Origin of the sequence: Pseudooceanicola pacificus (genome assembly GCF_009789075.1) — a bacterium.
Classification (GTDB): Bacteria; Pseudomonadota; Alphaproteobacteria; order Rhodobacterales; family Rhodobacteraceae; genus Pseudooceanicola; species Pseudooceanicola pacificus.
In genome coordinates this window covers 1-21,867 of record NZ_WNXQ01000005.1, presented here as the reverse complement: position 1 = coordinate 21,867, position 21,867 = coordinate 1, and the positions used below count along the sequence as shown (strand labels likewise).

The 21,867-nt window shown below is 67.3% G+C and carries 23 protein-coding genes; 8 read left to right on the top strand and 15 right to left on the bottom strand.

The features are described from left to right. Positions 1-4: 4 nt before the first annotated feature. The 3 genes from mprF to GLS40_RS10155 form a co-directional block, all read right to left on the bottom strand. Positions 5-2,617 carry a bifunctional lysylphosphatidylglycerol flippase/synthetase MprF gene (gene mprF, locus GLS40_RS10165; protein WP_160382672.1) on the bottom strand — a complete coding sequence of 871 codons (2,613 nt, stop codon included), beginning with the start codon at positions 2,615-2,617 and terminating at the stop codon, positions 5-7. A gap of 311 nt (positions 2,618-2,928) precedes the next feature. Next, positions 2,929-3,642, bottom strand: a complete 714-nt coding sequence (locus tag GLS40_RS10160) for a TetR/AcrR family transcriptional regulator (protein WP_160382671.1) — start codon at positions 3,640-3,642, stop codon at positions 2,929-2,931. Positions 3,643-3,791: 149 nt separating this feature from the next. Further along, complete coding sequence (locus tag GLS40_RS10155) at positions 3,792-4,532, bottom strand: SDR family NAD(P)-dependent oxidoreductase (RefSeq protein WP_160382670.1); 741 nt, start codon at positions 4,530-4,532, stop codon at positions 3,792-3,794. 227 nt (positions 4,533-4,759) lie between these two features. Between GLS40_RS10155 and GLS40_RS10150 the strand changes: the two genes are divergently transcribed. The 7 genes from GLS40_RS10150 to GLS40_RS10120 all read left to right on the top strand — a co-directional run bounded on the left by GLS40_RS10150 (position 4,760) and on the right by GLS40_RS10120 (position 13,992). Then, positions 4,760-7,039 (top strand): penicillin acylase family protein, encoded by a 2,280-nt coding sequence (locus tag GLS40_RS10150; protein WP_160382669.1) that lies wholly within the window; start codon positions 4,760-4,762, stop codon positions 7,037-7,039. A 94-nt stretch (positions 7,040-7,133) separates the two neighbouring features. Further along, positions 7,134-8,693 carry an ABC transporter substrate-binding protein gene (locus tag GLS40_RS10145; protein WP_160382668.1) on the top strand — a complete coding sequence of 520 codons (1,560 nt, stop codon included), beginning with the start codon at positions 7,134-7,136 and terminating at the stop codon, positions 8,691-8,693. An 86-nt stretch (positions 8,694-8,779) separates the two neighbouring features. After that, positions 8,780-9,724, top strand: a complete 945-nt coding sequence (locus tag GLS40_RS10140) for an ABC transporter permease (protein WP_160382667.1) — start codon at positions 8,780-8,782, stop codon at positions 9,722-9,724. Continuing rightward, positions 9,717-10,613 (top strand): ABC transporter permease, encoded by an 897-nt coding sequence (locus GLS40_RS10135; protein WP_160382666.1) that lies wholly within the window; start codon positions 9,717-9,719, stop codon positions 10,611-10,613. Before GLS40_RS10140 ends, GLS40_RS10135 begins: the two co-directional genes overlap by 8 nt. A 2-nt stretch (positions 10,614-10,615) precedes the next feature. Beyond that, positions 10,616-11,590: an ABC transporter ATP-binding protein gene (locus tag GLS40_RS10130; protein WP_160382665.1), complete on the top strand. Its 975-nt coding sequence runs from the start codon at positions 10,616-10,618 to the stop codon at positions 11,588-11,590. Further along, complete coding sequence (locus tag GLS40_RS10125) at positions 11,587-12,570, top strand: ABC transporter ATP-binding protein (protein ID WP_160382664.1); 984 nt, start codon at positions 11,587-11,589, stop codon at positions 12,568-12,570. Before GLS40_RS10130 ends, GLS40_RS10125 begins: the two co-directional genes overlap by 4 nt. Before the next feature lie 3 nt (positions 12,571-12,573). Further along, the gene (locus GLS40_RS10120) at positions 12,574-13,992 is read left to right on the top strand and encodes an amidase (protein ID WP_160382663.1); all 1,419 of its coding nucleotides are present in this window, start codon (positions 12,574-12,576) and stop codon (positions 13,990-13,992) included. On the opposite strand, the gene GLS40_RS10115 is transcribed toward GLS40_RS10120, so the two are convergent. The 7 genes from GLS40_RS10115 to rplB form a co-directional block, all read right to left on the bottom strand. After that, a complete protein-coding gene (locus GLS40_RS10115) occupies positions 13,989-14,609 on the bottom strand; it encodes a 2OG-Fe(II) oxygenase family protein (RefSeq protein ID WP_160382662.1) in 621 nt (206 codons plus the stop codon). The genes GLS40_RS10120 and GLS40_RS10115 overlap by 4 nt on opposite strands. Before the next feature lie 143 nt (positions 14,610-14,752). Then, positions 14,753-15,475, bottom strand: coding sequence for a hypothetical protein (locus GLS40_RS10110; RefSeq protein ID WP_160382661.1), 723 nt, complete (start codon positions 15,473-15,475; stop codon positions 14,753-14,755). 190 nt (positions 15,476-15,665) lie between these two features. Beyond that, positions 15,666-16,079, bottom strand: a complete 414-nt coding sequence (rplP, locus tag GLS40_RS10105; protein ID WP_160382660.1) for a 50S ribosomal protein L16 — start codon at positions 16,077-16,079, stop codon at positions 15,666-15,668. A 12-nt stretch (positions 16,080-16,091) separates the two neighbouring features. Then, entirely contained in the window at positions 16,092-16,808 is a 717-nt protein-coding gene (gene rpsC, locus GLS40_RS10100) for a 30S ribosomal protein S3 (RefSeq protein ID WP_160382659.1), read from the bottom strand. Next, positions 16,808-17,188 carry a 50S ribosomal protein L22 gene (gene rplV, locus GLS40_RS10095; protein WP_160382658.1) on the bottom strand — a complete coding sequence of 127 codons (381 nt, stop codon included), beginning with the start codon at positions 17,186-17,188 and terminating at the stop codon, positions 16,808-16,810. The genes rpsC and rplV overlap by 1 nt, the downstream gene beginning before the upstream one ends. A 3-nt stretch (positions 17,189-17,191) precedes the next feature. Further along, positions 17,192-17,470, bottom strand: a complete 279-nt coding sequence (rpsS, locus tag GLS40_RS10090; protein ID WP_160382657.1) for a 30S ribosomal protein S19 — start codon at positions 17,468-17,470, stop codon at positions 17,192-17,194. Between the two features lie 3 nt (positions 17,471-17,473). Further along, positions 17,474-18,313: a 50S ribosomal protein L2 gene (gene rplB, locus GLS40_RS10085; RefSeq protein WP_160382656.1), complete on the bottom strand. Its 840-nt coding sequence runs from the start codon at positions 18,311-18,313 to the stop codon at positions 17,474-17,476. Positions 18,314-18,704: 391 nt separating this feature from the next. On the opposite strand from rplB, the gene GLS40_RS10080 reads away from it, so the two are divergent. Continuing rightward, complete coding sequence (locus tag GLS40_RS10080) at positions 18,705-19,361, top strand: hypothetical protein (protein WP_160382655.1); 657 nt, start codon at positions 18,705-18,707, stop codon at positions 19,359-19,361. Positions 19,362-19,426: 65 nt separating this feature from the next. Here GLS40_RS10080 and GLS40_RS10075 read toward each other — a convergent pair whose 3' ends face one another. From GLS40_RS10075 to GLS40_RS10055, 5 genes are all read right to left on the bottom strand, one after another. Further along, on the bottom strand, positions 19,427-19,723 hold the full coding sequence (locus GLS40_RS10075) for a 50S ribosomal protein L23 (protein ID WP_160382654.1): 297 nt from the start codon (positions 19,721-19,723) through the stop codon (positions 19,427-19,429). Continuing rightward, a complete protein-coding gene (gene rplD, locus GLS40_RS10070) occupies positions 19,720-20,337 on the bottom strand; it encodes a 50S ribosomal protein L4 (RefSeq protein WP_160382653.1) in 618 nt (205 codons plus the stop codon). The genes GLS40_RS10075 and rplD overlap by 4 nt, the downstream gene beginning before the upstream one ends. Beyond that, on the bottom strand, positions 20,334-21,206 hold the full coding sequence (gene rplC / locus GLS40_RS10065; protein ID WP_160382652.1) for a 50S ribosomal protein L3: 873 nt from the start codon (positions 21,204-21,206) through the stop codon (positions 20,334-20,336). Before rplC ends, rplD begins: the two co-directional genes overlap by 4 nt. 13 nt (positions 21,207-21,219) lie before the next feature. After that, positions 21,220-21,528: a 30S ribosomal protein S10 gene (gene rpsJ, locus GLS40_RS10060; RefSeq protein WP_160382651.1), complete on the bottom strand. Its 309-nt coding sequence runs from the start codon at positions 21,526-21,528 to the stop codon at positions 21,220-21,222. 225 nt (positions 21,529-21,753) lie between these two features. Continuing rightward, on the bottom strand, positions 21,754-21,867 hold a 114-nt coding region (locus GLS40_RS10055; protein WP_160382650.1), incomplete at its 5' end, for an EF-Tu C-terminal domain-related protein.

Sequence of the window (21,867 nt, the reverse complement as noted above, 5' to 3'; positions counted from 1 at the left end):
CCGGCTATTTGCCCACGATTCCGCGCGCCGATCCGGCGATCAGCCGGGCCGCATCGGCCAGCGGGCCGACCGGCGGCAGGGCCGAGCGGCAGCAGAAATAGCGCGGCCGCCAGACGGGATCGAACTTGGACTTGAACCGGCGCAGCCCCTCGAAGCTGTAGAACCGGTCCCCGCGCGAATAGACCAGATTGCCGAACCGCGCCCAGAGCGTCGCGCCGCTGCGCCCGGGCAGCCCGGCAAAGGGCACCATCCCCAGGCTGAAGCTCTGCCGCCCCTCGTCGCGCAGTTTCAGCATCAGGTCGGCGAACAGGAATTCCATCGTGCCCGCCGGCACCTCCTCGCCGTGGCGCATCAGGTCGACGGCGCTGCTGCGGTCGGATTCCATGAGGTTGGCAAAGGCGCAGATCCGGCCTTCGTGGCGTACCAGCGCGATGCGGGTCCGGTTCAGCCAGTCCGCATCGAACCGCCCGACGGAGAACCGCTTTTCCCGCCCCGCCTGCCGCGCCAGCCAGCCGTCCGAGATCGCCCGCAACTCGTCCAGCAGGGCCGGGTCATGGGGGGCGGCGGCGATCTCGACAGCCAGCCCGTCGCGCTGCGCCCGGTTCCAGGTGGTGCGCAGCTTCTTGCGCTGCGGCCCCTCCAGCGAGAATGCGGGCAACGGCACAACCGCCTCTTCGCCCATCTTGTGCAGGGTCAGGCCCATGTCGATGGCCTGCGGGGTGAAACCGGTCGGCGCCTCGTAGAACACGGGCCGGGCCCCGGCGGCGCGGGCGGCGTCGTGAAAGGTCCAGGACAGGTCCTCGACATCTTCCTCGGTGCCGACCGGGGCGCCCATGCAGATCCACGACCCGCCCCTGACACCGTAGGACAGCACCGATTGCCCCGCCGGGCCGAACATCAGCGACTTGTCCCCGGTGACGGCGATCAGGTCCGAGCCCTCGCCATGTTCGGCGATGATGCGCTGCGCCCGGTCCAGCGCCTCGGCGTCCGGCTCGATCACGCCCGCCCGCGCGGTGCGCAACCCGGAAAACAGCAGCGCCGCGCTGAGGATCACCCCCGCCGTCAGCGCCGCCCGCCAGGCGGCCACGGCAGGCGCGTCGCCGGTCACCTGCCACCACATCATGTCCCGCGCGGCGGTCTGTTCGTGCACCAGATACCAGGTGAAACCCAGCGTGATCAGCGTCGACAGGGTAAAGACGATCCAGCGCACCGACAGCACGCCCTGGGTCAGACGCGCGCGGCGGTAGAACTCGCGCCGGCAGGGCCACAGGATCAGGGCCATCGCGACAAAGACCGCCACGCGCTCCAGGTCGCGCGTCTTGAATCCGGCCACCGCAATGCCCACCCCCAGCACCGCCAGCACCATCCAGTAGGCCAGCCGCGACCGGCGGAAGACCGACACCGAAAGCACCGCCAGCAGCGAGCCGAGGATCGACGAGACCATCGGCCCGCCCTCCACCATCGACAGCGGCAGCAGCGTCTCCAGCTCCTTGGCGGTGACATTGGGATTGGGCAGCAGGCCCGCGAACATCATGAAGAGGCCCGAACCCAGCACCAGCACGCCGGTTGCCATCGGGATCAGCGACCGCCCCGCCGTGACCACGGGCGTCAGCGTGGCGATGCGCGGCAGGCGCGGGCCGGCGGCGCCCCAGACCTCGATCAGCGACAGCAGCAGCAGGGCCAGGACAAAGGGCAGCAGGAAATAGATCAGCCGGAACAGCAGCAGCGCGGTCACCGCGTCGTTCACCGGGACCGAGGACGGCAGCGCGGCGATGACCACGCTTTCGAACACCCCGATGCCGCCGGGCACATGGCTGGCCACCCCCACCATCGTGGCCACGGCAAAGACCGCCAGCATATTGGCAAAGGGCAGCGATCCGGTGGGCAGCAGCAGGTGCAGCGCCAGCGCCGCCATGCAGATATCGACCGAGGTGATCAGCAGCTGGCGCAGCATCGCCCCGCCGCCGGGCGCTGTCAGGGCGAAGCGCCCCAGCCGCACCGTGCCCCCCCGGCGCGCCACCCAGACCAGCAGCGCGACAACCAGCAGGCAGATCGCCAGGGCGCCAAAGCGCAACGCGTCGGGCGAGAGCGGCACCATGCCCTTGAGCGCGGCCGGGTGGATCGCCAGCGCCCCCAGCCCGATCAGCGTGGCCCCCACCCCGTAGGACATCGCCGCAAAGGTCGAGATCGCGGCCACGTCATAGGCATCGAGCCCGAGGGCCGAGTAGATGCGATAGCGCACCGCCCCGCCCGACACCGCCGTCAGCCCGATGCTGTTGCCCAGGGCATAGCCCAGGAACCCGCCCAGGATGATCGAACTGGGCGGCGCGGTCTTGCCGATATAGCGCATGGCGGACCAGTCATAGCCGACCAGTGCGGCATAGCCGATCGCGGTCGCGGCAAGCGAGCCGATCACGATATGGGGCGGCACGGCGCGCAGTTGGCCCAGCACCACCCGCATGTCGAGCGGCGCCAGCAGCCGGTAGAGCGCATAGGCCCCCGCGACAAAGAGAATGGCCGTGACGATCAGCGCCGCGTGACGGCGCAGCAGTGCCAGATTGGGATGCTCCGGCGGGCAGGTCTCCTCCCCGGTCTCGTCCTGTTCGGCCTGGGTCATGCTGCGCGTCGTTCCCGTCTGTCCCCGTGCGCCGCGATCCGGACAATCCGCCTGTCGCGGCGGCGGCGTCCGATGGGCGATTACCCGATACCCTGCCCGCCGGTACAGCACAACGTGCCAATGGCGCGCCCGGTATCCCGCGCCGGCGCAAGGCGATTTCGCGGGCGCTGGCCCCCGCCAGCGCTGCCCCCGACGTCGCAATCGGGCTGTCCGGCGCGACGGCGAGCCGCTCGGCCCTGGGCTATGGGTTTACGGGTCGGACCGCCAAGCCCCCCGCAGAATGGCGCGGGCGCCCCGGTCCGCCGGATCCGTCAGCGCGGCAATGGCCCCGTCGCCTCCAGCGGGATCTCGATCTGGTCCAGCGCCACCCGGGTCAACGGCTTGCGCGGCAGGTATTCCGGCAGATACCGCCTGAGGTAGGTGACCGCGCAGGCGGTGGCCTCGCGGCGGTAGGCCTCGGTGATCGTGCCATGATAGCCGTAGGAGAGCGACCAGATCCCGTCCATCGCCGCCGCCGACATCTCCAGCCAGCGTGGCAGGTCGGGCATGGGCGGCATGTCGAAATAGGCCTCGAACATCCGCGCCCGGCTGCGGGCCAGCCGCGCGTTGCCGGTGAAATCGGCACTGCGCACGGCAGCCGACACCCCCGCCCCCAGGAACAGGCGCAGCGCCGCCGGGCGGCTGTTCTGGAACGCCGCCGCCGCCGCATGCTTCATGTCCAGCAGTTCCTGCCATGTCTGCGGCTCGGGATCGGTCAGGGGCTGGATCGAGCGGGCGTAGATTTCCTCGTTGAACCGCAGGGCCAGGGCCACATAGACGGAATTTCGGTTGGGAAAGAAGTAATAGACCGAGGCGAGAGAGACCTCGGCCTGCTCGGCGATCTGCGCCAGGCTGATATCTTCGTCCCCGCTGTCGGAAAGCAGCGTTTCGGTGGCATCCAGGATCAGGTGATAGCGTTCGATTCCCCTGCGGCGCATCGGCCGGTTCTGGCTCATCTCGGCCAGAAGGTCGCGTGATGTGGTCAAGTCGGGCTCCCTGCGGACGCGGGCCCAACCTAATGTGAAGGGTCGGGGGCCACAAGTTTTCACTCTGCCGCTGCGCTAGGGGATCCGGCCCCATCCGCAGCGGCGCTCGGTCTGTCAGCAGGCGCGGCTGCCCGGCCCGCTCCGGCGGGTCACTCCAGCTGCCGCGGGGTGCGCAGGCCCGCCGTTTCGCCGCCGTCCACGGGCAGGACCGCGCCGTTCACATAGCTCGACTTGTCCGAGATCAGCCAGGCGATGACCTCGCCGACCTCGCGCGGATCGGCGATGCGCCCGGCGGGGATGCGCAGCTCCAGCTCGCGCCGCCGCCGGTCGTCGGACAGCACGCGCCCCATCATCCGGGTGCCGATCTGACCGGGGCAGACCGCGTTGAACCGCACCGCATGGCCCAGTTCCAGCGCAAGCGCCTGGGTCAGCCCGATCACGGCGGCCTTGGAGGCGGTGTAGATCGCCAGCTCCTCCTCCCCCGCCCGGCCGGCGATGGACGAGATGTTGACGACCGACCCGCGCGCCGCGATCAGCCCGTCCAGCGCCAGCCGCGTCATCAGATAGACGCTGCGGGCATTGACCTGCATCACCTCGTCCCAGTCGGCCAGCGTGGTTTCAGCAAAGACATGGCGCCGGCCCAGCCCGGCATTGTTCACCAGCCCCGCGATCCGTCCGCCGCCCAGTTCCATCGCCCGGTCGACCAGCGCGCGGCAGGCGGCCTCGTCGGTGATGTCGGTCTGCTGAAAGCTGATGTTCGCCACCGCCCCGGCGATGGCCTGGCCGGTTTCGGCGTCCCGCCCGGCGATCAGCACCTGATGCCCCTCGCCCGCCATGATCTCGGCCGCCGCGCGCCCGATGCCATGCGTTCCGCCCGTCACGATGATCATCACTGTCCTTTCAACCCTGACGGCTGTCACACGGGGCAAATGCCCGGCGGGTCCAGCCTGACGCGCCATCATAATATATCAGACAGCACTAAAATCACACGCAGGGAAGGGCCCATTTAAAATTTTTTCAGCTAACATCCCCCGGTTTGCATAATCTTTGCTGGTTTTCCCGCCGCACTGCGAGGAAGATCGGGGGCATGATATATCCGAATCAAGCAGGGGCTGACATGGACTCGCCAGCCAGTAATTCCAAGGCAATCGACGCAGAGCTCCGGACCCTCGCGGGGTTGCGCGGCCGTGTCGAGGTCACCCGGGACCAGTGGGGAATTCCCCATGTGAAAGCTGAAAATCCTGACGATCTTTTCGTTCTGAACGGATATATCCACGCCGAGGACCGGATGTGGCAGATGGAGGCCGCCCTGCGCCGGGGCATCGGGCGGCTGGCCGAATGGGCCGGCCCTTCGGCCCTGCCCGCGGACAGGCTGGCCCGCCAGCTGGGGGCCGAGGCCGCCGCGAAACGGGATTACGATGCGCTGGCCCCCGAAACACAGGCGATGCTGGTCAGCTACGCGGCGGGCGTGAACGCCTGGATAGACGCGGGCGGAACGGCGCAGGAATACGACCTGCTGGGCGAGGCGCCGATCCGGTGGGAACCCTGGTTCGGCGTCGCCGTGATGCGCCAGCGCGGGATCCTCATGGGATCTGTCTGGTTCAAGTTGTGGCGCGCCGCCGCCCTGGGCACCGTCGGGCCCGAGGCCGTGCCGCTGCTGCGCTACGACGACAACGGCCCGGAACGCTTCATCGTGCCCCAGGGCCCCGAGGGCCGCCGCCTGACCGCCACGCTGGCCGACCTGGCCCCCGCCGTCGAGGCGCTGTCGGGCTTTGGCCCCGGCGACGGGACGGTGGGCGGGTCGAACAACTGGGCCGTCTCGGGCGCGCGCACCGCCTCGGGCATGCCGCTGGTCGCGGGCGATCCGCACCGCGCCTACGAGATCCCGGGGATTTACACCCAGTTGCACCTCACCTGCCCGGCATTCGACGCCATCGGCTTTTCGGTCCCGGGCGTCCCGGCCTTCCCGCATTTCTGCCACACGGAAAACGTGGCCTGGTGCGTGACCCATACCTTCGCCGACCTGCATGACCTCTATGTCGAGGAATTCGCCGAGGGCGGCGCGACCTACCGGACCGAGGACGGATGGGCCAGGACCACCACGCGGCGCGAGACGATCCGCGTGCGCGACGGCGCGGATGCCAGCGTAACGGTGCACGAAACGCGCCACGGCCCGGTCATCGCGGGCGATCCGGCAACGGGCAAGGCGCTGGCGCTGAAATCGGCGCAGCTGTTCGACACCGACCGCTCGCTCGACTGCCTCGTGCCGATGATGACGGCGCCCTCGCTCGACGCCTTTTACGACAGCTGCAAGGGCTGGGGCGTGATCGACCACAATGTCGTCGGCGCCGACCGCGCGGGCCATATCGGCGTGCTGATCCGCGCCACCGTGCCCGAGCGCGACGCGGTGAACGGCTGGCTGCCCGTCCCCGGCTGGACCGGCACCCACGAATGGCGCGGCTACATCCCGTTCGAGCGGATGCCGCGCCAGCTGGACCCGGCCGAGGGTTACATCACGACCGCCAACAACCGCCCCGTGCCCGAGGATCACCCCGATTACATGGTGACCGACTGCCACCCCACGACCCGCGCCAGCCGCCTGGCCGAGCGGATCGAGAGGGTCGCGGCCCTGACCCCGGGCGACATGCAGGATTTCCTGCGCGACACCGACAGCGCCCCCGCACGCGAGATCGTGGCCCGCATCCTGGCCGCCGTGCCCCGGGGCGGGCCGCTGCTGTCCGCCCTCGCCGCCTGGGACGGGCGGATGGATCCGGGGCTGACGGCCCCCACGATCTATTACCTGATCCGGCAGGAGATGACGCGCATCCTGGCCCGCCGCTCGGGGCTCGACCGCGCCTCGGCCCATGTGGCGGCCTCTCCCGCGCCGGGCATCCCCGCGCTGAACCAGCTGTGGTGGACCCTGCCGAACCTGCTGCGCGCCGATGACACCTCGCTGCTGGATGGCGCCGACTGGGGCGCGGTGATCGCCGAGGCGGTCGCCACCGTCGGCGCAGGCCCGCAGCCCCAGCCCTGGGGCAAGGCGCATCGCCCGGTCTTTACCCATCCGCTGGCCCACGTCTTTCCCGGCGCGCCGGGCGTGGCCCCGCCCAGTTCGGACCCGACGGGCGGGGATGGCGACTGCGTGCTGGCCACCGGCGGCTTTCCGGGATCGGGCACAGGCTCGGTCTACGGGCCGGTGTCGCGCTACATCTTCGACCTGTCCGACTGGGACAACAGCCGCTGGATCGTGATGCACGGCACCTCGGGTCATGCCGGCGATCCGCATTATTCCGACCAGAACCCGCTCTGGGCGCGGGGCGAGATGGTGCCGATGGCCTACAGCGCCGCCGCCGTCGCCGCCCATGCCGCAACGCGCACCGTTTTCCGCCCCGTCTGACCGGCGGGCCGCAAGGATCGACCAAGACCAAGAAGAAGGCCGGCAGCCCAACCAGCCGGCCCGGACACATGAAACCGACAACAGGGAAAACGAGATGAAACACTTCGATCCACGAAAGACCATCGGCATCCTGCTTTCGGCGACGGTTCTGGCCACGGCGACCCTGGCCCCTGCCCTTGCCGAAGAGCCCAAGATGGGCGGCACGATCATCTATGCCAACAACTCCGGCCCCGGCCAGCTTGACCCGCAGATGTCGGCCAGCCTGGTGGAACTGGAAGTCGAGGCGCATATCTTCGAAAGCCTCGTCTCGATGGACGAGAACTATTCGGCCCAGCCGATGCTGGCCGAAAGCTACGAGATCTCGGACGACGGCACGACCTTCACCTTCCACCTGCGCAAGGGGGTCAAGTTCTCGGACGGGCAGGAGATGACATCGGCGGACGTCAAGGCCACCTATGAACGCTATGCCGAGGTCAGCCCCGGCAAGGGCACGCTGGCCGACGTCAAGGAATACCGCACGCCCGATCCCTATACCTTCGTCATCGAGCTGAACAAGCTGAACGCGGTGTTCATCGACCAGCTCAAGACGCCTGTCTATCCGCTCTACATCCTGCCCGCCTCGCAGCGCAACGCGCCGCCGCGCGGGATCGAGGTGATCGGCACCGGCCCCTTCAAGCTGGGCGAATGGGTCAAGGACAGCCACCTGGTGATCGAGAAGAACCCCGAATACGTCCCGCGCGAGGATGCCGAAGGCCCCACCGGCTATGTCGGCAAGAAGACCGTCTATGTCGACGGCGTGCGCTACAACTTCCTCCCCGAGGCCAACGCCCGCGTGGCCGCGATGCAGACCGGCGAGGCGGATATCACCACCTCGCTGCCGCTGGACCTGGCCAAGCGGCTTGAGGGGACCGAGGGCGTCGTGCCGGTCACCGTCTTCCCCTACTGCCAGCAGTACCTGATCGTTCACTCCAGCAATCCGCCGACCGACAACCGGCTGATCCGGCAGGCGATCCGGACGGCGGCGGATGTCGACGACCTGATCCTGGCCAGCGGCGAGGCGGCCAACAAGAACTTCTCGATGGTCTATCCCAACGGCGAATACTTCATCGGCGAGGACAACGCCGGCTGGTACGACGGCGGCGACCCCGAAAAGGCCAAGGCGTTGCTGAAGGAAGCCGGGTACAACGGCGAGGAAATCCTGCTGCAGACCAACACCAATTACGACTACATGCGGGATTCGATCATCGTCCTGGCCGAGCAGCTCAAGGCCGCGGGCATGAACGTCAAGCTGGACGTGACCGACTGGACGACCAACGCCTCGAACCTGCAGTCGGGCAATGGCGGCTGGAACGTGTCGACCACCTCGTTCTGTTCGAACCCGATCCTTGGCCCGCAGCAGTGGGAGACGATGATCTACAACTTCCCGCATATCGAGAACAACGAGAAGCTCGATACCGCCTATGCCAAGTTCTACAGCTCGCTCGACCTGCCGGACCGCGTGGCGGCCTGGAAGGATATCGAGGCCGAAGTGCTGGACGGCGCCTATATGATCAAGGTCTCGGACCGTGGCTCGAACCGGGCGCTGTCGACTGACCTCAAGGGCTTCCGCCCCTATAACATCAACATTTTCTGGGACATGTGGCTGGACCGCTGATCCCCGACCGTTGACCCAGGAACGGGCGGCCCGGCCGCCCGTTCCGCCACGCTCCCCCCTATCCCGACCGGCAGGAGATGATCGGCATGCCAAGACTCATCGCGTTCCGTATCGCCCAGGCGATCCCGGTGATGTTCGTGGTGGCGGTGCTGACCTTCCTGCTGATGCACATGCTGCCGGGCGATCCGGCCACGCTGATCGCCGGCGACATGGCGGATCAGGACGCCATCGCCCAGGTCCGCCGCGACCTGGGTCTGGACCGGCCGGTGCTGGCGCAGCTCTGGCTGTGGATCACCAACCTGGCACAGGGCGATTTCGGCAAATCGCTGATGCTGAACCAGCCGGTGGCCGAGGCGGTCTGGGAACGCCTGCCCGTCACCCTGTCGCTGGCCTTGGTCGCCTTTGTCATCACCATCCCGGTCGGCATCGTTCTGGGTGTCGTCGCCGCCGTCTGGCGCGACACCTGGGTCGACAGCGCGGTGATGTTCCTGGCCCTGATCGGCGTCTCGGTCCCGAACTTCTGGATCGCCATCCTGTCGGTGATCCTGTTCTCGGTCACGCTGGGCTGGCTGCCGTCCTCGGGCTATGTGCCGATGGGCACGGATTTCTGGCGCTGGCTGGCCTCGCTGATCCAGCCCGCCACGGTGCTGGCGCTGTTCCAGATCGGCTATCTGGCGCGAATGACCCGGTCGGCCATGCTGGACGTGCTGGATCAGGATTACATCCGCACCGCCCGGGCCAAGGGCGTCTCGCCCCGCAAGACCATCCTGAAACACGCCTTTCGCAACACATTGATGCAGGTGGTCACCGTCTCGGGCTATATCCTGTCGCTGCTGATCGGCGGCTCGGTCGTGATCGAACAGATCTTTGCCATGCCCGGCATCGGCCGACTGCTGGTGCAGGCGATCATGGCGCGGGACTACCCGGTGGTGCAGGGCACCATGCTGATGCTGGGGTTCGCCTTCGTCTTCATCAACATCGTGATCGACCTGATCTATGCCTATGTCGACCCGAGGGTCCGCTATGACTGATGCCACCGTCCCCCCCGCCGCCGCCCGCGCGCCGCTGTCGCCCGGCGCCGCGCGCCGCCGCATCCTGATGCGGCGCCTGTGGCGGCACCGCTCGTTCCGGCTGGGCGCGGTGATCCTGCTGGTCATCGTGCTGATGGCCCTGGCCGCGCCGCTGCTGAGCAATGGCGAGCCGACCAAGATGAACCTCAGGGCGCGCTTTGCCCCGCCCTCGGCCGATTTCATATTTGGCGCCGACAACTTCGGGCGCGACATCTTTACCCGGGTGCTCTACGGCGCGCGGATTTCGCTCTGGATCGGCTTTGCCTCGGCGATGCTGGCGGCGGCCGGCGGGGCGCTGGTGGGCCTGGCCTCGGCCTGGTACCGGCGGCTGGACGGGGTGATCATGCGGATCATGGACGCGCTGCTGGCCTTTCCCGCGATCCTGCTGGCCATCGGGATCAACGCCGCCCTCGGCCCGCAGGTGTCGAGCGTGATCATCGCCCTGGCCGCCGCCTATGTGCCGCGCATGGCCCGGATCGTGCGCGCCGCCGCCCTGGTGGTGCGCGAACTCGACTATGTCGACGCCGCCCGGGTCAGCGGGGCCAGCGCGGGGCGGATCATCTTTCGCCACATCCTGCCGAACTGCCTGGCCCCGCTGATCGTCTCGCTCACCTTCGTCTTCGCCTATGCCATCCTGGCCGAGGCGGCGCTGTCCTTCCTCGGCATCGGCCCGCCCCCGCCGCAGCCCTCCTGGGGCAACATCATCGCCGAGGGGCGCGATTATTCGGTCGAGGCCTGGTGGATCATGCTGTTTCCCGGGCTGGCCATCAGCCTGGCGGCGCTTGGCACCAACCTGCTGGGCGACGGGCTGCGCGACGTTCTGGACCCCCGGCTGAAGATCGAGGCCTGACCATGCTGCAAGTCGAAAACCTGAGCGTGGACTTCCGGGTGGACAGCGGCTGGATCCGCTCGGTCGACGAGGTGAGCTTTGCGCTCGATGCGCAGTCGACCCTGGGCATCGTGGGCGAAAGCGGGTCGGGCAAGTCGGTGACGGCCCTGTCGATCCTGCGCCTGCACGCCCGGCGCAACACCCGGATGACGGGCCGGATCGTCTTTGACGGCGAGGATCTGCTGGCGATGCCGGAACGCCGCCTGCACGAGATGCGCGGCCGCGACATCGCGATGATCTTTCAGGACCCGATGCATTCGCTGAACCCGGTGCTGACCATCGGCGACCAGATCGGCGAGACGCTGCGCATCCACCAGGGGCTGAACCGCGCCGCCGCCGAAAAGGCCGCCGCGGGCCTGCTCGACATGGTGCGCATCCCGGATGCGAAACGCCGCGTCACGGACTTTCCGCACCAGCTGTCGGGCGGAATGCGCCAGCGGGTGATGATCGCCATGGCCATCGCCTGCCGCCCCCGCCTGCTGATCGCGGACGAACCGACAACCGCGCTGGACGTGACCGTGCAGGCCCAGATCCTCGACCTGCTGCGCGACCTGCGCGAGGAAATCGGCATGGCGGTGATCCTGATCTCGCACGACCTGGGGCTTGTGGCGGAATTCGCCGAACGGGTGCTGGTGATGTATGCTGGCGAACTGGTGGAGGACGCCCCCGCGCGCAACATCTTCGAAGCCCCCGCCCATCCCTATTCCGAGGGGCTGCTGAAGGCGATCCCCTCGGCCGACGTGGACATGCACCGCCTCTACGCCATCCCGGGCCGCATCCCCGATCCGGGCGACCGCCCGCCGGGCTGCAACTTCGCCCCGCGCTGCGCACTGGCGCAGCCCGCCTGCTCGGCCACGCCGCCCGCGCTCGACACACTGGCCCCCGGCCACCGCATCCGCTGTCCCGTCCGCCTTGCCGCAAGGGAGCCCGCCGCATGAAGGATACGACCGATCCCGCCGTCCCGATCATCCGGGTCCGCAACCTGCGCCGCGACTTCAAGGTCGGCGCGCGCGGCCGGGGCCGGGGTGTGCTGCGCGCGGTGAACGACGCCAGTTTCGACGTGATGCCCGGCGAGACGCTGGGCGTGGTCGGCGAATCCGGGTCGGGCAAATCGACCATCGGGCGCATGCTGGTCGGCCTGCTCCCCGCCAGCGGCGGCGAGATCGAGCTGTTCGGCGAAACCATCACCGGCCCGCTGGGCAAACGTGCCCTGGCCCGGGTGCGCCACCGGCTGCAATTCGTGTTCCAGGACCCCCACGCGGCGATGAACCCCAGGATGCGGATTTCCGACATCATCGCGGAACCGATCGACATCCAGGGCGGCTGGTCGCGCAAGGCGCGCGCCGACCGGGTAAGCGAACTGCTGGACCTTGTCGGCCTGTCGGCCCAGTTCGCCGACCGCTTTCCGCATGAATTCTCGGGCGGGCAGCGGCAGCGCATCGTGATCGCCCGCGCCCTGGCGCTGGACCCGGATTTCATCGTCTGCGACGAGGCGGTCGCCGCGCTGGACGTGTCGATGCAGGCGCAGGTGATCAACCTGCTGATGGACCTGCAGGACCGGCTGGGGCTGTCCTACCTCTTCATCGCACATGACCTGGCCGTGGTGCGTGCCGTGTCGACCCGCATCGCCGTGCTCTACGCCGGCGAGATCGTCGAGCTGTCGGGCAAGAGCGCGCTCTACGAGGACCCCAGGCATCCCTATACCCAGGCCCTGCTGGCGGCGATCCCGCGGCCCGAGGTCGGCGTACGCAAGCCGCCGATCCGGGGCGAGGTGCCCTCGATGCTGAACCGCCCGGCGGGCTGCGCGCTCTGCCCGCGCTGCCCCTCGGCCTTTGATCGCTGCAAAACCGAGGCCCCCGCCCTGCGCGAGGTCGCCCCCGGCCACAGCGTCGCCTGCCACCTTTACGACGGAGCCTGACCGATGACCGATCCCGCATGGCTGACCGCGGCCCAGGCCGTGGCGATGATGAAACGGCGCGAAATGTCCCCGGTGGACTACCTCGACGCCCTGCTCGCCCGGGCCGAGGCGCAGGCCGACCGGCTGAACCCGTTCGCCCATGTCGCCGCCGAGCGCGCCCGGGTTGAGGCCCGCGCCGCCGAGGCCGCCCTGATGACGGGCGAGGCGCTTGGCCCGCTGCACGGCCTGCCGGTGCATGTGAAGGACCTGTTCCGCACCGCCGGGATCCCCACCGAATACGGCTCGGCGATCCACGCGGGCAATATCCCCGATGCCGACGACCTGCTGGTGACGCGCTTGCGCAGGGCGGGCGCGGTGGTCTTTGCCAAGTCCCACACGCCGGAATTCGGCCACAAGGGCCAGACCGACGGGCCGCATTTCGGCACCACCCGCAACCCGTGGGACACATCGCGCTATGCCGGCGGGTCCTCGGGCGGGGCGGCCTGCGCGGTGGCCGCCGGGATCGGCCCGCTGGGCCTGGGCACCGATGGCGCGGGGTCGATCCGCATCCCCGCCGCCGCCTGCGGCACCCTGGGGCTGAAGCCCTCGCCCGGCCTGTTCCCCTATGAGGAGGCTGTCGATGCCTTCTTCAACTACGCCGCCGCCGGGCCGCTGTCGCGCACGGTCGAGGACGCGGTGCTGATGCTCGACGCGATCCGGGGGCCCGACCCGCTGGATCCCTGGTCGCTGGCGGCCCCGGTGCCGGTGGCCACCCGCAGCGGCGCCTCGCTGCACGGGCTGCGGGTGGGCTATATCGAGAAGTTCCACAACGCCCATCTCTCGCCCGACGTGGCGGCGAACACCCGCGCGGTGCTGGACCTGCTGGCCGCGCGCGGCGCGCATGTCGAGGACGTGACCGAGCGGATCGACTGGATCGAATATCAGGGCCGGGTCATGTACCAGGCCAATATCGCCGTGTCGGGCGGGCCGCATCTGGCCAAGTTCGCCAACCAGATGGACCCGGTCTACAAAGGCTTCATCGAACGCGGCAAGGCGTTTTCCACCGACGATTACCGCAAGGCGCAGATCGCGCGGACCCGGCTCTACCGCCGTGTCCAGACGCTGTTCGACCGCTACGACGTGATCGTCACCCCCACCCTGACCCGCACCGCCCTGCCCGCCGATTTCGAGGCACTGGACGGCCAGGTCATCGTGAACGGAGAGGAAAACGGCCTGACCCGCGTGGGCATGTCGCCCTATTGTTACCCGTTCAACCTGACCGGCAACCCGGCACTGGCCGTGCCCTCGGGCTTTGGCGGGGACGGGTTGCCCACCTCGGTCCAGTTCGTGGGGAAATGGTACGACGACATGAACCTGCTGGCGCTGGCGGGCGCGGTGGAACAGGACCGGCCCTGGGCGCATCTGACCCCGCCGGGCCTTTAGTCCCAGCGGTAGTTGAAGCTGACCGATATCCGGTCGTCTTCGGACATGTTCATCGGCACCTCGTGGCGCAGCCAGCTTTCCCACAGCAGCACGTCGCCAACCGCGGGCGTGACGTAGATGAAGGGTTTCAGCTCTTCGCGCGCGTCCTTTACCCGGGTGGGCGCGGCCATCATCATCGGCAGGCGGGGGTCCTCCAGCTTCAGCGCGCTGGTGCCCTCGGGCATCGCGACATAGGTCGTGCCCGAGATCACGGAATGCGGATGGATATGGCTGGAATGAGTGCCGCCCTCTGGCAGGATGTTGATCCAGAGGTCCTCCAGCTTCAGCTCGCGGTCGCCAAGGTCAAAGCAGAGATCCTTGGCAAAGCTGGCGACATGGGCGTCGAGCGCGCTCACCAGATCGCCGAAGATCGGGAAGCGCCAGGGCAGATCGGTCAGCGAGGCATAGGAGGTGTAGCCGGGATAGGCGTTGTCCTCGCACCACTGCTGGCCGGCCTCGTCATCCTCGGCGATGGAATAGCACGAGGCCTCCAGTTCCGCCGCGTCGATGGCGGGGTCATGCGCCGAAAGGGGTGCGTGGTAAAGTCGGGTGGCAAAGAGCGATCTGATCCGGGTCATGGGGCCCTCGGGGTGGCTGGGTTGCCCGCCTCCCCTACCCTCAGGCACCGTGCTTTGCAAAGGCCCCGGCGCAAATCTCCACCCGCTTGCCCGCGGGACAGGACCGGATGCCCCGGGGCCAGAGGCGCGGAAGGGCCGGAGGCTCAGCCCCCCAGGCGGACCTTCGACACCTTCATGCCGGTCGAGCGCATCTCGTAGTCGAACATGGTCTTCGAATAGACCCCGTGCTTGAAATAGAAGTGCCTGGACCGGGCATAAGTCCGCCCCTCGACAAAGCTGTAGGCGCCCGCCAGTTCCTGCCGCCCGTCGAGCGTCACCCAGACCCGGAACCCGGATTTTCCGTCAAAGGACAGGATGATCTGCAAACGATGCGGCGTGCCGTCCCGGCTGATGCGGCCGGTCGAGACAGCGCCGTTCAGCGCCCGAACCGGTACGCAGGTGTTCCCGGGCGCCGTGCCGACCTTGTAGGCGCTGTCGAAGGACAGTCGCCCGTCGGGCAGGACCTCGACCTTCAGCGGCGGGGCACAGCCATTGCGCCCGTCGTGGATCTGGAAAATGTCGAACCGCTCGCGCGCGGGGCTTTGCATCCGGACCGTTGTCTCGAAGACATAGTCGCCGCGGTGCGTGGGCGCGATCTCCCTGGTCTTGATCTCGGCCCGCTGCCCGAAGGTGCCGCCGGGGCATCTGTTGGTGCTGGGCCGGAAGGTCCAGACCTTGCCCTTCCGGGTGATTGCCCCCGCATCGACCGAGCAGGAAATCGACCAGTCGTTCAGCGGGGTCGCCTGCGCCGGACGGGCGAGGCCACAGGCCAGGACGATCGCGCCCAGCAGGAGCGTCAGGCCGGTCAGCGGGGTTCGGGTGTTCAAAGCATGCATACCGGCAGGTTAGCCGCCTCCGGGCCGGGTGTCGAAAGATACCGCGCGCCGCTTGGCGATGACATGACACCAGCGCGGAACGCGAAAAGGGCGGGGATGATCCCCGCCCTTCCCATCAATTCTGTTCCGTCTGCTGCCTTGCCGCCGTCGTCACTGTTTCGGGCGGCGGCAGACCCGCCGGTTACCAGTCCTCGCGGACCACGACGCGGGTCTTGACCGGCAGCTTCATCGAGGCGAGGCGCAGCGCTTCGCGGGCGATATCCTCGCCCACGCCGTCGATCTCGAACATGATGCGGCCCGGCTTGACCTTGCAGGCCCAGTAATCGACGGAGCCTTTACCTTTACCCATCCGAACCTCGGTGGGCTTCGACGTGACCGGGGTATCCGGGAAAATCCGGATCCAGACACGGCCCTGACGCTTCATGTGACGGGTCAGGGCGCGGCGTGCTGCCTCGATCTGACGTGCGGTCACGCGCTCGGGCTCCGTGGCCTTGAGGCCATAGGTGCCGAAGTTGAGGTCCGAGCCGCCCTTGGCGACGCCATGAATGCGCCCCTTGAACTGCTTGCGGAATTTCGTGCGTTTCGGTTGAAGCATTTTTCTGTCTCCTTACCGGTCGCGACGACCGCCGCCCGCACCGCGGGGGGCCGGACCGTCCTGAAGCTCCTGCGCCTTCCGGTCGCGTGCCGACGGATCATGCTCCATGATCTCGCCTTTGAAGATCCAGACCTTGATGCCGATGATGCCGTAGGGCGTCGTGGCTTCGGAGTGCGCATAGTCGATGTCGGCCCGCAGGGTGTGCAGGGGCACACGGCCCTCGCGATACCATTCGGTCCGTGCGATTTCGGCACCGCCCAGACGGCCCGCGACGTTGACCCGGATACCCAGGGCCCCCATGCGCATGGCGTTCTGCACGGCACGTTTCATCGCGCGACGGAAGCTGACCCGGCGTTCCAGCTGCTGCGCGATGGACTCGCCGACCAGCTGGGCGTCAAGTTCCGGCTTGCGGACTTCGACGATGTTCAGGTGCAGCTCGCTGTCGGTCATCTTCGCCAGCTTCTTGCGCAGCGTCTCGATGTCCGCGCCTTTCTTGCCGATGATGACACCGGGACGGGCCGTGTGGATCGTGACGCGGCACTTCTTGTGCGGACGCTCGATGATCACGCGGGCCACGCCGGCCTGCTTGCATTCCTTGGCGATGAACTCACGGATGCGGATGTCTTCCAGCAGAAGATCACCGTAATCCTTGGTGTCGGCGTACCAGCGGCTGTCCCAGGTGCGGTTCACCTGCAGGCGCATGCCGATCGGATTGACTTTCTGACCCATCAGGCTTGCTCCTCGATCTGACGCACCTTGATGGTGAGTTCGCTGAACGGTTTGATGATCCGGCCATACCGGCCACGTGCCCGGGGACGGCCGCGCTTCATCGTCAGGTTCTTGCCAACGTAGGCCTCGGCCACGACGAGTTCATCCACATCCAGGTTGTGGTTGTTCTCGGCGTTCGCGATGGCGGACTGAAGGCATTTCTTCACGTCCTCGGCGATCCGCTTCTTCGAGAAGGTCAGGTCCGTCAGGGCCTTTTCCACCTTCTTGCCACGGATCATCGCGGCGACCAGGTTCAGTTTCTGCGGGCTGGTGCGAAGCATGCGGGTCTTGGCCATCGCTTCGTTGTCAGCCACGCGGCGGGGGTTCTTGTCCTTGCCCATGACTTACTTCCGCTTCGCTTTCTTGTCAGCCGCATGGCCATAATAGGTCCGCGTCGGCGAGTACTCACCGAACTTCTGACCGATCATGTCCTCGGAGACGTTGACGGGGATATGCTTCTGGCCGTTGTAGACGCCAAACGTCAGGCCCACGAACTGGGGCAGGATCGTCGAGCGGCGCGACCAGATCTTGATGACTTCATTGCGGCCCGACTCGCGCGAGGCTTCGGCTTTCTTCAGCACATAAGCGTCGACGAAGGGGCCCTTCCAAACAGAACGTCCCATGTCTTAACGGCCCTTCTTGCGAGCGTGACGCGAGCGGACGATATACTTGTCCGTCGCCTTGTTCTTACGGGTCTTGGCACCCTTGGTCGGCTTGCCCCAGGGCGTGACCGGGTGACGACCACCCGAGGTCCGGCCTTCACCACCGCCGTGGGGGTGGTCGATCGGGTTCATGACGACACCGCGGACGCTCGGGCGGATGCCCTTGTGGCGCATGCGGCCGGCCTTGCCGTAGTTCTGGTTGCTGTTGTCGGGGTTCGACACGGCGCCGACGGTGGCCATGCATTCCTGGCGCACCATCCGCAGCTCGCCCGAGGACAGGCGGATCTGCGCGTAGCCGCCATCGCGGCCGACGAACTGGGCATAGGTGCCCGCGGCGCGTGCGATCTGGCCGCCCTTGCCGGGCTTCAGCTCGATGTTGTGGACGATGGTGCCGATCGGCATGCCGCTGAAGGGCATCGCGTTGCCCGGCTTGATGTCGACCTTCTGGCCGGCGACGACCTTGTCACCGATGCCGAGGCGCTGCGGGGCCAGGATATAGGCCTGCTCGCCATCGTTGTACTGGATCAGCGCGATGAAGGCGGTGCGGTTCGGGTCATATTCGATCCGGACAACGATACCGTCCACGTCGTACTTGGTGCGTTTGAAATCGACGATCCGATAGAGGCGTTTCGCCCCGCCGCCCTTGCGGCGCATCGTGATCCGTCCGGTGTTGTTCCGGCCGCCGTTCTTCGTCAGACCCTCGGTGAGGGCTTTGACGGGGCGTCCTTTCCAGAGCTCCGAACGGTCGATCAGCACCAGCCCGCGCTGGCCCGGCGTCGTCGGCTTATACGACTTGAGTGCCATGCTTTCTGTCTTCCGTTTAGCAGTGCCAGGCGTTTGCGCCCGGCTATGTTTAAGGCCCCCCGAAGGTGACCGGATGTATAGGGCCCCGAAGGTCCCCGGCTAGAGCGGTGGCCCCGTGTCCCGGACATGATCCGGGACCTCCTGGCCACCCTGCCCCGGGGTCAGACCCTGGGGCTGCGGTCACGATGGACCGCAAAAGCAGAGCCCCGGACGAATCCGGGGCCTTGCGGATGGGGTCGTGTACGGGATGGGTGGTAGCAGGTCAAGGGCCCGGAACCATGCAATGCCACGGAAATGACCTGTCGCGCCGCTGCGCCTGCCACCCCCTTGCCCAAGTTGCCGCCCAAGCTTCGAAATGCATTATGGATCACCCAGACAAGCCGAGGAAAACATGCGTGTCATCCAGCCAAAAGGCAATCGCGGCAGCCTCAAATGGCTACAGCTCGCCGTAAACGAAACCCCTCACCTGCTTCAACCCGCCGGATTGCCCCAGATCGCCTGGCTGTCTCCGCTCGCCTCGGATGACTACGCCGAATATCGCGACGGCGCGTTTCTGGAACGCCTCGGTCTGGCGCACCTGACGGCGCCCCTGAAAGAGTTCTGGCCGCAGCGAGGGCCGCAATGGGATGCGCTCGGCACGATCGGTTCCGCGCCCGTGCTGGTCGAGGCCAAGGCCCATGTGCGCGAGTTCCTCTCGCCCGCCACCCAGGCCGGCCCCGAGTCACGGGCACAGATCGCCACCGCCTTTGGCATGGTTCAGGCCGACCTGGGCATTGCCGCCCCCTGCGACTGGACCCGGATCTATTATCAATATGCCAACCGCGTTGCGTTTCTGTGGTGGCTCAGGTCACAGGGCATCGACGCGAAACTGCTCTTTGTCAGCTTCCTCAACGACACCGAAATGAACGGCCCGGCCGCCGGAGAAACCTGGGATGCGATGTTCGCCGCGGCGAATTACGCACTGGGCCTGACCGGCGCAAAGGACCTGATGCGGCACGTCCATCACGTCATGCCCGACGTCATGACGATCCCAGAACCCGTGGCCTGACACCCCCCGAAACAGAAAAGGCCCCCGCGATCCGCGGGGGCCTTTCGATGCCGACAAAGGCGATCTCAGAGACCGGTGGTCACGTCGATCGTGTTGCCCTCTTCGAGGGTCACATAGGCCTTCTTGACGTCCTTGCGCGAGCCGAGCTGGCCGCGGAAGCGTTTGACCTTGCCCTTGGTGATGGTCGTGTTCACGGCCTTCACCTTGACATTGAAGAGGGCCTCGACGGCCTCCTTGATCTGCGGCTTGTTCGCGTCGATCGCCACTTCGAAGACAACCGCGTTGGCATCGGATGCCATGGTCGCCTTTTCGGTGATGACCGGCTTGCGGATCACGTCGTAATGTTCTGCCTTCGCGCTCATTTCAGTCGAGCCTCCAGTGCTTCGACACCCGCCTTGGTGAGCACCAGGGTGTCACGCTTGAGGATGTCATAGACGTTCGCGCCCATCGAGGGCAGGACATCCAGGCCTTCGATGTTGGCCGCGGCGCGGGCAAAGCCCTCGTTCACGGTTGCGCCGTCGATGATCAGCGCGCGCTTCCAGCCCAGGCTCTTGACCTGCTTGGCCAGCGCGGCGGTCTTGCCCTCGGACTCGGCGGACTCGATGATGACCAGCGAGCCTTCCTTGACCTTGGCCGACAGCGCGTGCTTCAGGCCCAGCTTGCGGAATTTCTTCGGCAGGTCATGGCCGTGGCTGCGCGGGGTCGGGCCCTTGTAGACGCCGCCGTGACGGAAGATCGGGGCCTTCTTGGACCCGTGGCGTGCGCCGCCGGTGCCCTTCTGGCGATAGATCTTCTTGGTCGAGTAGCTGACTTCGGACTTGGTCAGCACCTTGTGGGTGCCGGCCTGCGCCTTGTTGCGCTGCCAGCGGACCACGCGGTGCAGAATGTCCGCACGCGGCTCCAGGCCGAAGATCTCGTCGCCGAGATCGACGGAACCGGCTGCGGAGCCGTCCAGGTTGATCACGTCGAGTTTCATTCTTCGCCTTCCTTCTTCTCGGGTGCGGCGGCGCCGTCATCGGACTTGTCAGCCTCGATCGACGCTTCGGCTTCCTTCAGCGCGGCTTCCTCGGCGGCGGCCTGCTCGGCGGCGGCGGCTTCCTCGGCTGCCTTGGCTTCGGCTTCGGCTGCAGCTGCGGCCTCCTCGGCTGCCTTGCGGGCTTCCTCGGCGGCGGATTTCAGCGCGGCGGGCAGGATCGCGTTCTCGGGGAACGGCTTCTTCACGGCGTCCTTCACCGTGACCCAGCCACCTTTCGAACCGGGGACGGCGCCCTTGACCATGATCAGGCCGCGCTCGCTGTCGGTGCGCACAACCTGCAGGTTCTGGGTGGTCACGCGGGCTGCGCCCATGTGGCCTGCCATCTTCTTGCCCTTGAACACCTTGCCGGGGTCCTGACACTGGCCGGTCGAACCGTGCGAACGGTGCGAGATCGACACGCCGTGCGAGGCGCGCAGACCGCCGAAGTTGTGCCGCTTCATCGAACCGGCAAAACCTTTACCGATCGAGGTGCCCGACACGTCGACGAACTGACCTTCGAAGTAATGGTCGGCGGTGATCTCCTCGCCGACCGCGATCAGGTTGTCGGGGTCGACGCGGAATTCCGCGACCTTGCGCTTGGGTTCGACCTTGGCGGCGGCAAAATGGCCGCGCATGGCCTGGCTGGTGCGTTTCGCCTTGGCCGAGCCTGCGCCCAGCTGAACGGCGGTATAGCCATGGGCATCGGCGGTGCGCTGCGCCACGACCTGCAGGCCGTCGAGCTGCAGCACGGTCACGGGGACCTGCTTGCCGTCTTCCATGAACAGGCGGGTCATGCCCACCTTCTTGGCGATGATTCCGGAACGGAGCATCAGTGGACCCTCCTTACACCTTGATCTCGACATCCACGCCGGCGGCGAGGTCGAGCTTCATCAGCGCGTCCACCGTCTGCGGGGTCGGTTCCACGATATCGAGCAGCCGCTTGTGGGTGCGGATCTCGAACTGGTCGCGGGATTTCTTGTCGATGTGGGGGCCACGGAGAACCGTGAACTTCTCGATCTTGTTCGGCAGCGGGATCGGGCCACGGACCTGGGCGCCGGTGCGCTTTGCCGTGTTCACGATTTCCTGCGTGCTGGCGTCCAGCACGCGGTAATCGAATGCCTTCAGCCGGATGCGGATGGTTTGGCCTGACATGTCAATTCAGCCTTCTTCGGCGTTTGAGTTGAGAGGAGGAAGCCGGACCACCCGGCCCCCTCGTCGAACCCGCTTCGGGCGGGACTGGCGAAACGGCCCCGGATTGGTCCGGGGCCCTTTCGGGCTGTCCTGCCCTGTTATTGCTGCCCCGGGGTGCGGGGCGGGACGGGCGGCCCGGGGGCCGCCCCTTTCTTGACCAGACGGGTTCGCCGTGCGAGCCGCGTCTTACTTCAGGATCTTGGAGACCACGCCCGAGCCGACGGTCCGGCCGCCTTCACGGATGGCGAAGCGCAGCTTCTCTTCCATCGCGATCGGGGCGATCAGCTCGACTTCGAACTT